The sequence below is a fragment of the Microbispora sp. H10949 genome (genome assembly GCF_014161435.1).
Lineage (GTDB): Bacteria > Actinomycetota > Actinomycetes > Streptosporangiales > Streptosporangiaceae > Microbispora > Microbispora triticiradicis.
In genome coordinates this window covers 239034-249811 of the sequence record NZ_JABBWZ010000004.1, presented here as the reverse complement: position 1 = coordinate 249811, position 10778 = coordinate 239034, and the positions used below count along the sequence as shown (strand labels likewise).

Sequence of the window (10778 nt, the reverse complement as noted above, 5' to 3'; positions counted from 1 at the left end):
TCAGGAGAAATGGGATGTCACGCCCCAACCCGTTGGGAGGGGAGTCACTTCGACTCGCCCATCGCCCGACCGGCCGAGAAGGGAAGTTCATGTTACGTCGTTCACTTGCGGTGGTGCTGGTCGCCGTCGGCCTTTCCCCCGGAGGGGTGGCGGCCCGGGCGGAGACCGGGACCGGACCCGCCGCGGTGGAGCGGTGCGTGCCCGGCGACTGCTTCGCCGTCACCGCGGCCCTTGACCGGGCCCCGGCCGTGGGGCAGACCGCCACACTGACTGTCACGGTCACATCCAAGGAGAAGGCGGCGGACGTGCGGGTCGTGACGGACCTGCCGGCCGGCCTGCGGTGGGTCAGCCCGCCGGAGGGGGTGAGCCGGGGCCCCGCGACGATCGGGCGCAGCCGCCTCGATCGCGCGAGCCGTACCGGCCCGATGCGGAAGAACGAGCGGGTGACGTACGCCGGCACGGTCACGGCCGTCGAGCCCGGCCCGGCCGCCGTCACCGTGCACGTCACCGACGGGCGGCCCGGCCCGGGCAGCGAGGCGCTGGTCTACGTCACCGTCGGCGAGGAGACGTCCTTCTTCGGCATGGCACGGCCCGCGACCGCGCTCACCACCCCTCCGGCCGGGGAGGCGGACCCGGCGGTCGCGGCGGCGGACGCGGACACCTGCGTGCAGGGGAGGGTCACGCACGTGACGGCCGAAGGTCCTGTCGAGGGCGTGCCGCGGCTCAGGCTGCAGGCCTTCGACCGGGACGCCGACGGCCATGACGACGTGCTCGCCAGAGGCGAGACCGACGACCAGGGCGACTACGAGCTGTGTTTCGACGGAAACGACGGCGACGAGAGCGGCGGCCAGGACGTCTACGTGAAGGGTCTGTCCTTCAGCGACTACTGGTCGGTCACCGATCCGAGGACCAGGGGCCTCTACACGTTCCAGACGCCGGTCGTCGCGGATGTCGAGCAGGGCGGAAGAGAAATCGTCAACTACCTTCCCCCGCCCGGCAGCGCGGACGAGGGCGCGTTCCGGATCTTCACGGCCGCGCACGCCACCTGGAAGGCGTACACGGGCTGGGCCGGCAACCCCGGCGGCTGCTGGGTCGCCGGCGCGACGCCCTGCCGCCAGGCGGCGATTCTGTGGGCCCCCGACGTCACGATCCCGGTCGATAACTACACGGTTGAAGACGACACCATCCATCTGAGCGCTACGACTCAGCTCGAGAAAATGACGGTGTCCCACGAACTCGGCCACTTCATCATGGACTACGGCTACGCAGACGCGTATCCGCCGAACCCCTCGTGTTTCACCCACTTCATGCTGAGCGTGACTTCGGAGGGGTGCGCCTGGACGGAGGGCTGGGCGGACTGGCTGGCGGTCCAGACGTACGGGGAGACCCACTACCGCTGGGGACCGCTGGACGGGTCGATCGAGCTGGAGACCCCCACGTGGGGCAGCCTCGGCTGGGAGGGGTCGATCGGGCCCGACATCGAGGGCCGGGTGGCCGGCGCGTTGATGGACCTCGCCGACGGCGACCCGAGGAACGAGATCTACTGGGACCTGTCCTCCGAGGGCCCGGAGAAGATCGTCTCGGTTGTCCGGGCGAGCAAGCCGAACACCGTGGGCGAGTTCAAGAACGCCATGGTGGCGGCGGTGCCCACCGCGGGAGGGAAGTCCAACGTGCTGGCCACCCTCTTCCAGAACACCGTCGACGACGTGTTCTACGAACCCTTGCTGGACAGGGTCGAGCTCAACCGTCCGAGTTTCTGGGGCGGCGACTTCTCCTTCACCACCACACGGCCCACCTGGTCCGTGGTAGCTGCGCTCCACGTGGGTGATCCGGCCAACGACACCAACCTGTCCCTGTACAAGGCCGCCGGGGCGACCGGTGGGGACGTGGTCGCGAGCTGGATGCCCCGCAGCGATCAGCCGGACTTCATCGCGGTCGACGCCACGTCCGGTCCGAGGACCCACCTGCCCCGCGTGTCGGCGCTCTCCGCCGCGGATTCCTACCTCGTCGAGTTCGCCGAGTCGGAGGGCTCGCTCGCGCCGAAGACCTCTGCCGAACTGTCCATGGAGTCGGCCGACGTCGTCGAGATCCGCACGGCGGACCTCACGGCCGGCGTCCCGGTGACCTTCACCGTCACCCCGCTGGACGGTCAGGACCTCGACGTCTTCCTGATGGCGCCCAGCGGGACGAAGTGGGCGAGGCCCAGAGCCGACGCGAAGGGCGCTTTCGGCAAGGGACCGGGCACGGCAGAACGCCTCACCGTCACGCCGGGCGTGACCGGTGCCCACGCCGTGATCGTGATACAGAAGAGCGGAAGCGGGCGCTTCAGCCTGGCCCGTTCCTGACGAGGCCCGGCCGCCGGGAACACGGCGGCCGGGCCGCTCATAGGGTCGTGAACACCACGGCGACGTTGTGACCGCCGAACCCGAAGGAGTGGTTGAGCCCGGCGATCTGCCCGCCGGGCAGGGGGCGCGGCCGCCCGCGGACGACGTCCACCTCCACGCCGTCGTCCGGTTCGTCCAGGTTGATGGTCGCGGGGACGACGCGTTCGTGCAGCGCCAGCACCGTGAAGATGGACTCGACGGCGCCCGCGCCGCCCAGCAGATGACCGGTCATCGACTTGGTCGCGGTCACCAGCGGATGCGTCCCGATCGTCTCCTTGATCGCGACCGTCTCGACGACGTCGCCGGCCGGAGTCGAGGTGGCGTGGGCGTTGATGTGCCGCACGTCGGCGCCGGTCAGGCCGGCGCCCTCCAGCGCGCGCCGCAGGGCGAGCCGGACACCCGCACCGGTGGGCTCGGGCTGCGCGATGTGGTGGGCGTCGGCGGAGTAGCCCGCTCCGGCGGCCACGGCGTAGGTCCTCGCGCCGCGGGCCCGCGCGTGCTTCTCCGACTCCAGCACCACGATGCCCGCGCCCTCGCCGAGGACGAACCCGTCACGGCCCCTGTCGAACGGCCGGGACGCCCGCTGCGGTTCGTGATTGCGGGTCGACACGGCCCGCATGGCGGCGAACGCGCTCAGGCTCATCGGATGGATGGCCGCCTCGGTGCCGCCCGCGACGACCACGTCGGCGCGGCCCTCCCTGATCATCGCGATCGCGTAGCCCACGGACTCCGCGCCGGAGGAACAGGCGCTGACCGTGGCGTGCACGCCGGCCTGGGCGCCGAGTTCGATCCCGATCCACCCGGCCGCGCCGTTCGGCATGAGCATGGGCACAGTGAAGGGCGACAGCGTCCGCCATCCCCGCTCCCTGACCGTCTCGTACGCCGACAGGAGCGTGGTGATGCCGCCGACGCCGCTGCCGACGACGACGCCGAGCCGCGCCGGGTCGACCTCCGGGGCGCCCGCGTCCCGCCAGGCCTCACGGGCGGCGACCAGGGCGAGCTGCTCGCCGCGGTCCAGTCTTCTGGCTTCGGACGCGGAGAGCAGCCCGGCGGGATCGACGGCCGCCACACCGGCGATCCTCACCGGGACGGAGCCGGCCCAGTCCTCGGTGAGCGCACGGATGCCCGACCGCCCCTCAAGGAGTGCCGACCAGGTCGACGCCACATCCCCGCCGAGCGGCGTCACCGCGCCGAGCCCGGTGACGACGACACGTGGCCGCTCCTCGCTCAACTCGCCGCCTTCTTCCCACTCGATCCGAGGAGGTGCATGTCAGCCCCGCTTCTCCGGAATCCAGCCGGGCGGGCCGAAGAGGTGCCCGAGACGGTCGCGCCAGTGGTCCGCCGTACGGACGTCCCGCCACAGACGCGCGAACTCGCCGAAGGCCACCCGAATGGGGTTGTGACTTTCGACGTTCTCGGTGAGCCCGTAGACGACTCGCCGGTCCTCGGACCTGAAGGTGCCGAAGAGGCGGTCCCACACGATGAGGATCCCGCCGTAGTTGCGGTCCAGATAGACGTCGTTCGAGCCGTGGTGCACGCGGTGGTGGGAGGGCGTGTTGAAGACCGCTTCGACGGGCGCCCACAGCCTGTCCACCCGCTCGGTGTGCAGGAAGAACTGGTAGAGCAGGCTCACCGACTTCTGCAGGAAGATCATCCAGGGCGGGACGCCCAGCAGCGCCAGGGGGAGCCAGAAAGGCAGGGAGGTCATCGGCGTCGTCCAGCTCTGCCGCAGCGCGGTCGACAGGTTGAAGTACCGGCTGGAGTGGTGGACCACGTGGCTGGCCCACAGGAGGCGGATCCGGTGGTGCGACCGGTGGAACCAGTAGTAGGTCAGGTCCTCGGCGAAGAACAGCAGCACCCACGTCCACCCCGAAGCGGCGGAGAGGTGCCGGGGCGCCACCTCGTACAGGCCCGCGTAGGCGAGGACGGCCAGGATGTGCCAGGGAAAGTCGATCAGCTGGTTGACCAGTCCCATGAACATGCTCGTCGCCGCGTCGCGGATGGCGTAGCCGCGCTCGTCGTCGCCGGGCAGGAACCGGTACGACACCGCCTCGGCCACTACGAGCAGGAGGAATGCCGGGATCGCGTACATGACCGTGGTGACCACTCATACCTACCGGTGCGATGAGAACGCCGACGTGGAGGCGGTCGCGCGCTACCAGCGCACGAGGACGAGTTCGGACGAGAAGCCGGGACCCAGCGCGATGAGCAACCCCGGCGTGCCCGGCTCCGGGGGCCGCAGGGCCAGGGTGTCTCTCAGGACGTGGAGCACGGATGAGGACGAGAGGTTTCCCGCCTCCGCCAGGGACCGCCAGGTGAGGTCGAGGGCGCCGTCGGGAAGGCCGAGAGTCTCCGCGACCGCCTGGAGGATCTTCGGGCCGCCCGCGTGGCACACCCAGGCGGTCACGTCCCGCGCCGACAGGCCGTGGTCGCTCAGGAAGCGGTGCACGTCCTCCCTGAGGTGGGCGCGCACGATGCCGGGAATGCCGGGGTCGAGCACGATGCGGAAGCCGCTGTCGGAGACGTTCCAGGCCATCACCTGCTCGGAGTCCGGGTAGAGGCGGCTGCGGCTGGCGACGACGGTCGGACCGGGGGCGCGCCGCGCGTCCGTGTCCGTCCTGCCGGGCCCGCAGGCCACGACTGCGGCGGCGCCGTCCCCGAAGAGGCCGCTGGCGACGAGGTTGGCCGGGGAGGGGTCCTCCCGCTGCACGGTGAGGGAGCACAGTTCCACTGAGAGGAGCACGGCGACGTGGTCCGGCCATCCGCGCAGGTAGTCGTGCAGGCGTGCGATACCCGAAACGCCGCCGAGGCAGGCGAGGCCGAACATCGGCATCCGCTTGGCGTCGGGACGCATCCCGAGCCGGTTCGCCACCCTCGCTTCGACCGAGGGCAGGGCGATCCCGGTCGCCGTCGTGAACATGATCATGTCGACGTCGCCCGGTGTCAGCCCGGCGGCGTCGAGCGCATCGCTCAGCACTTCGGCCCCGAGGTCGACGGCCGCCTCGATGAACCTGTCGTTGGCCGCCCCGAAGCCGTCGAGCTTGACGTACCGCTCCAGCGGCAGCACGAGGCTGCGGTGCTCGACCCGGGCGGAGGCGTGCAGCCGGTCGAGCAGCCGGCGGCTGCCTCCCCGCGGAAGGCACACCTGCGCGAACGCGTCGGTGATCTCCGACTGCGGGTAACGGTGTGGGGGAAGGGCACCGCGGACGGCGGCGATTCGGGTCATGTGAGCTTCCCGGTTGACTGGCGACGGTGTGTCACGAATGAAAGGCCGACATCGGAAATCGCCGCGCGTTCGGAGACAGGCGTTGTTCGCCGGGACCGTCCGAATGAGGCTCAGACCGGCAAGGGGTGGCCGGGCCCTTCCTACTCACCTCGATGAACTGAACTTGTCACTGACAAGATGCGCCCGCGCGGGATCGATTGTCAATGGGGAACGTCGGGACCGTGTTCAGGCGCGCTCACGTTCGGCCCGCTGCCGGACCAGCTCCTCGATCGCGCTCGGGAGGGTCGTCTCGAAGTCGATCAGCTTGGCCCAGGTCGGGGTCAGCACGATCCGGACCATGCCGTCGTAGAGCGAGCGGACCTCGGCCTCCCACTCGACGCGCTGCTCCGGCGTCATCTCGTACGAGCCGTTCATCTGGAGGTACTCGTCCGGGATGCCGTCGACGACGTCCAGCTCGGCCCGGCCGCGGATCAGCAGGATCCTGGGCGGATGCACCTCGGTGTCGATGGTCAGGGCGACCATCGGGTTCTCGCGCAGGGCCGGGAGCTTCGGGGCGTTCTTCGTGGTGCACATGACGATCTCCGAGCCGTTCCAGGTGAACGCGATCGGGACGTTCCGGGGCGTGCCGTCCTTGGCCACGTACGCCAGCCGGGTCACGTCGCGTGCCAGCAGCTCTCGGCTGATCGGCCGGTCCAGAATCTCGGCGGCTGAAGGCACCGGCCAGATCTGGGCCGGTAGCTCATCCGCGGTGAGCTCTGGCAGCGACGCCCCGGCCGCCGTACCCGCCGGCAAGCTCACCGACGGCTGGCACCTGCGCTGGCGCGCCCGCGCCACCGACACCGGCGCCACCACCTCCTCGGCCTGGTCCGGATGGCAGACCGCGGCGATCGCGGTGCCCGACCTGGTGGTGGACCAGATGCAGGCGACTCCGTCGCAGGACCTGTCCGGGACGAAGGTCACCTCCGCCCTCACCCCGGCGCTGGCCGCCCGGGTCACCACATCCGACGGCGGAGCGTCCCGGGTGGAGTTCGAACTCGAGCACGACCCGGCCGACACCGCCCATGGCACCGGCCAGATCTGGACGGGATAGCGGCGTGTTTCTCCAGTTCAGGGGATGCTTTAGGTGACAGATTTTGGATTCTGTCCGGTCAGCCTCCTATGCGGCCCGTTTCTACCTATTCCGGTGGCACCCGACGAGCGTGAGCAGCAAGCGGGAGAAGCCCAGGACTCCCGGAGCTACGGCGAGTCGACCGGCAGCTGTCCAGATCGGGCCTACCGGTCTACCTGAGTCTTCGCGGGAATACGCCCCGATCCGCGAGATGGTCTCCCTGGAGATCGCCGAGCACATCGACCACCCCCCTCCCCCCGGCTCCTCGCCGGGAAGACGGCGGGGGTGTTCAGTTCTGATCGCCGCGGTCCGTCCGCGCTATCTGGCCTTCGTGCTCGATGACCTGACGACAGGGGGCCTCGGCATCGCGGGCCATCCGCTCGGGCCACCCTCGCGGACGGGCCTCTCAGTTCATTGAGGGAGCCGAGAGGTCCGTCGATGGCCAGCGTAGGGGTTATTTCCACGATTCGCATTTCAACGAGAGCTCACTAAACCACGGGAATAACTCAATGCATTTGGAATGTCGCTCTCCATAATCTAGAGAAAATTTAGTCGACTCATAGCTTGATATTCCCTGACGCTCCTATTAGCTTCAGACATGCGTAACTACGGCAGGGGCGATAACCACGGAGTAATTGTTCAAAGCAGCGCCTGCCACGACGCGCACTCCGGTATACAGACAGCAGAAAAGAAAGGGGAACCATGCACGATCAGCTGGCCAACTCCCCGCTGAGGCTAGGTCACAAACTCACGGCCGCACTTATCTCCCTGCTGGCGTTCACAGCACTCTTAGCTGCTACCTCAAACGTAGCAAACGCCAGCGCCTCATCCGCGTCCCGTCCTCCGGGAATGCACCTTCTTCCCTTCATTGCTGGGGAACCAGGAGACGGATGCAAAGTCGGCGATCCATGCGTTGGAAAACCGCCACCGCCGGCTCCCGATGCAACTACTTACGACGCGCAGTCCTGCACAGGTGTCAGCTCAGGCGTTGGCTACGTATGCGGCGGCGTTTACGGGACAGAGAAGTACATACACGACTTCTTTGTCACACGCCAGCCTCTCCCGGGTATCTCAACCTGCGACTATCAGGGACACCTTGGAGTGTACAACAAAAGTGGATCGCTGATCTACAGTAAGTACACGTCACGGCATAGCGGGTGTTCCTTGCGCGGGTACTTCGATAACCAGCTCGTGCAGAAGGATTTTCCCACTGGCACACAGGCCTGTGTCTCCTATTTCGAAAGCGGAGATCGTGTCGGTCGCGTCTGCTTTGCGCTTACTTACTGAGCGAAACCGGAAGCGGTAAGGTCAGACCAAGAGAACGGACTCCTCCACTTATGAGCCAAGCGCGCCAGCTCCTCCGGATGCTTCTCGCCCCGGTGCTGGTAACGGCAGTCTACGTGCTGGCCGTTCCAACTTCGGCATCTGCGCTTCCGATTCTCCCGGCCCAGTCTCCTGCTGCGTCGGGCGATGGCCCAAGGCCGCTGGATGCCTCCAGCTGTCTATACCAGGGCGCGACCGGTGGGAGTGTTTGCGGTGAAGTCATAGGCGACTCAAATTACGTGAGTTCCGCGTACGTAGCTCGACACCGCCAGGGAAGCATCTGCAAATACCAAGGGGTCTACCGTATCCTCAATTCTAGCGGCGCTACGGTAGAAACACGCAATGGTTCTTATCATTCCGGCTGTGTCACTAATGACGCTTCCGCGTCCTGGACACCACGCAAGACCTACCCCACAGGGAAGCGAATCTGCCTATCGTGGTATGAAGGTGGGAGCCTCGTGGACACCGTCTGCCACTGGCTGGAAGACTAGACGCCTAGTCATAGGTAGCCGATAATAGGGGGGCTAAGGAGCGTAGCATGCTCCTTAGCCCCTCTCTCTTTAGGAGTGTAAATGCTGGGTTTTGGATGGGTCGAACTATCATTCCTGGGGATCATGATCCTGCTGGTCACCCTGGTTGTCTTTCGATTCGTTAAGATCATCCGCAAGGTCCGCAGGAACCATTGATACGTAAGTAGTAACTGATGCTTACGGCACACCTCCTGGGGCCAGTACGCCGAAGCCGAGTCTGGGCTATCCCGCTGCACGCATCCGGCTGATCGACATCGCCATCACCGCCCGGCTCCTGTCGGCCGCCACGACCGTGACCGGGCTGTCTCCCGCGGGGAGTCGCCCTCGTCCTATCCGGCCGTGCGCTGCTCGACATCCGCGGCCAGGCCGCTGCGGCGCTAACTCATCTGGCCGGCCAGGCCCGGCGCGACGGCCGCGAGATCACCGAGGCTGACTGCGGCGAGGGCGCGGGGGCGGTGACGGCCTCAGCCCATCCCAGTCCCGCGCCTGCCTGTCCCTTTCCTGCGCCTTCTCGTGCGGTGAGGGTTCCGGCGAACACGCGGACGTCGTTGACGTCACCGGCGAAGTAGTCGACGTAGCTACCCCGGTACTTGACCCGGCCGATCTCGAGGCCGCCGCCGGCGTGCCAGCCCGACGACGGCCGTACGTCGGAGAGCTGTCCGTTCACGTACAGCCGGATCTCCTTGGCGACCTCGTCGTAGACCCCCGTCAGGTGGGTCCAGGAGTTGATCGCGGAGCAGTCGATCGGCTCGGCGGACTTGTCGACCGTCATCACCTCGGAGTCGGTGTCGTCGCTGGCGGTGGAGAAGCCCCAGCGGGGCACCTTGACGCCGCTCTCCGTGTAGACGCGGTAGCTAGGGGGATGTCGGTGTCGGCCTGGGTGCGCCTGGCCGATACGACCAGAAACTCCACGGTGATGAGCCAGTCCGCCGGCAGAGGCGGCGGTTTCCAGCTCTACTACTCCGCGACCTCACCCACACACTGCCCGCGCCGTCGTCGTAGTCCTTCAGCCCGAACGTCGTGTTCGACCAGCCGTTCTTGGCGGCCTTGACGATCGCGGAGGTGGCGTCGAACTCGATGCCCTTGTCTGTGCAGGAGGAGCTGTATCCCGCGTCGGAGGCGACGCTGTCCAGGTGGTCGGCCCGGGACGGCTGGTGACTCCAGGTGGTGGATTTGGAGGTGCCCCCGGTCAGCCAGAGCTGGACGACCTGGGGATCCGAGGTACGGCCCCACGACTTGGTCTGGGTGATCCGGAACGTCGCCTTGAGGAGGATGTGCTTGCCGTTGACGTTGTCGGAGTCCATCCGGAAGAACGACCGCTTTACCCCGCTGCCGTAGTAGCCCACCTCGGGGACGTGGTCGGAGTTCCAGTACGACTGGGACGGGTAAGCCTTGTCCACATACGTCCAGGCCAGCTTGATGCCTGACCATTGGGGGTCGATGTAGACGGGATAGGTCGTGTCGGGGGCGGTGAGCAGGGAGCGGTCGGGGGAGATGGCCATCCGGTCACCGGCGACGTCAACGCCCATCACCGCCTGCTTGTTCTGCCGCTGCGGACCCGCCACAGGTGAGGTCTGGGGCGTGGCACCGGAGGAGTCCCACATGCGAGGCATGGGCGAGTGGAACACCTCCGCGCCTGTGCCGGTCACGGCGCTCAGGCCGCCTGTCGGTGTCCTGCGCACCGTCAGGCCGTTCGCCCGCATCCCGAAAGAGAGCCTCACCAGTGCGGGGTTGGCGGCGGCCTCCCTGGTCTTGACCACCAGCACCTCGGAGTACCCGAGCACCGAGGCTGCCACCTTCAGGTCGACACCGGGCAGCCCGACGCGTACGTCGCCGTGTTCCCGTCGAGAACGGGCTTCGGCAGCGTCGTCGGCCAGGTCGTCACGACCGAACGCGCGCCCTCGCCGATGGTCGCCAGCGGCGAGGTCCCGCCACCGGAGAAGGACAGGTTCAGCGGCGTCGCGACCGGCCGCACCGTGCCGTCGGCGGAGAAGCGGAGGGTGGTGTCGACGTCGGCCCAGTCGGCGCCGCGTCGCACCCGTTCGGGCAGCGCCGACGTCTCGGAGGTGAGAGTCCCGTCGGCGTTGACGAAAACCTGCCGCGTCTCGGTCCGCAGCGGCAGCACTTCCACCCGTTGCCGCGACGCCCGTGCGAGGTCCACGGCCTGCCTCTCGCTCGCGGCCATGGCCGGAGGCGGGGACGAGCCG

Annotated in this window: 9 protein-coding genes; 2 read left to right on the top strand and 7 right to left on the bottom strand. The window is 67.8% G+C overall.

Annotated features, from left to right (window positions below; translation table 11 throughout):
* Positions 1-89 precede the first annotated feature (89 nt).
* Positions 90-2345: a hypothetical protein gene (locus HHX40_RS11565; RefSeq protein WP_182880562.1), complete on the top strand. Its 2256-nt coding sequence runs from the start codon at positions 90-92 to the stop codon at positions 2343-2345.
* A gap of 37 nt (positions 2346-2382) precedes the next feature.
* Here HHX40_RS11565 and HHX40_RS11560 read toward each other — a convergent pair whose 3' ends face one another.
* From HHX40_RS11560 to HHX40_RS11545, 4 genes are all read right to left on the bottom strand, one after another.
* Positions 2383-3615, bottom strand: a complete 1233-nt coding sequence (locus HHX40_RS11560) for a beta-ketoacyl-[acyl-carrier-protein] synthase family protein (protein ID WP_182880561.1) — start codon at positions 3613-3615, stop codon at positions 2383-2385.
* 39 nt (positions 3616-3654) lie between these two features.
* Positions 3655-4491 carry a sterol desaturase family protein gene (locus HHX40_RS11555; RefSeq protein WP_182880560.1) on the bottom strand — a complete coding sequence of 279 codons (837 nt, stop codon included), beginning with the start codon at positions 4489-4491 and terminating at the stop codon, positions 3655-3657.
* A 48-nt stretch (positions 4492-4539) separates the two neighbouring features.
* Positions 4540-5610: a type III polyketide synthase gene (locus tag HHX40_RS11550; RefSeq protein ID WP_138461037.1), complete on the bottom strand. Its 1071-nt coding sequence runs from the start codon at positions 5608-5610 to the stop codon at positions 4540-4542.
* A 225-nt stretch (positions 5611-5835) separates the two neighbouring features.
* A complete protein-coding gene (locus HHX40_RS11545) occupies positions 5836-6327 on the bottom strand; it encodes a pyridoxamine 5'-phosphate oxidase family protein (RefSeq protein WP_182880559.1) in 492 nt (163 codons plus the stop codon).
* A 31-nt stretch (positions 6328-6358) separates the two neighbouring features.
* Here HHX40_RS11545 and HHX40_RS37635 point away from each other — a divergent pair, with 31 nt between their 5' ends.
* Entirely contained in the window at positions 6359-6700 is a 342-nt protein-coding gene (locus tag HHX40_RS37635; RefSeq protein WP_182880558.1) for a hypothetical protein, read from the top strand.
* Positions 6701-8953: 2253 nt separating this feature from the next.
* On the opposite strand, the gene HHX40_RS11535 is transcribed toward HHX40_RS37635, so the two are convergent.
* From HHX40_RS11535 to HHX40_RS11525, 3 genes are read right to left on the bottom strand one after another with little or no spacing between them, the layout of a single operon-like run.
* Positions 8954-9394: a LamG domain-containing protein gene (locus HHX40_RS11535; RefSeq protein ID WP_182880557.1), complete on the bottom strand. Its 441-nt coding sequence runs from the start codon at positions 9392-9394 to the stop codon at positions 8954-8956.
* Positions 9395-9425: 31 nt separating this feature from the next.
* Entirely contained in the window at positions 9426-10355 is a 930-nt protein-coding gene (locus HHX40_RS11530) for a DNRLRE domain-containing protein (RefSeq protein ID WP_182880556.1), read from the bottom strand.
* Between the two features lie 14 nt (positions 10356-10369).
* Entirely contained in the window at positions 10370-10756 is a 387-nt protein-coding gene (locus tag HHX40_RS11525) for a hypothetical protein (RefSeq protein WP_182880555.1), read from the bottom strand.
* Between the last annotated feature and the right edge of the window lie 22 nt (positions 10757-10778).

Coding starts and splice junctions, on each gene's coding strand:
- HHX40_RS11565 (WP_182880562.1), top strand. CDS start 90: ATGTTACGTCGTTCACTTGCGGTGGTGCTGGTCGCCGTCGGCCTTTCC.
- HHX40_RS11550 (WP_138461037.1), bottom strand. CDS start 5,610: ATGACCCGAATCGCCGCCGTCCGCGGTGCCCTTCCCCCACACCGTTAC.
- HHX40_RS11525 (WP_182880555.1), bottom strand. CDS start 10,756: ATGGCCGCGAGCGAGAGGCAGGCCGTGGACCTCGCACGGGCGTCGCGG.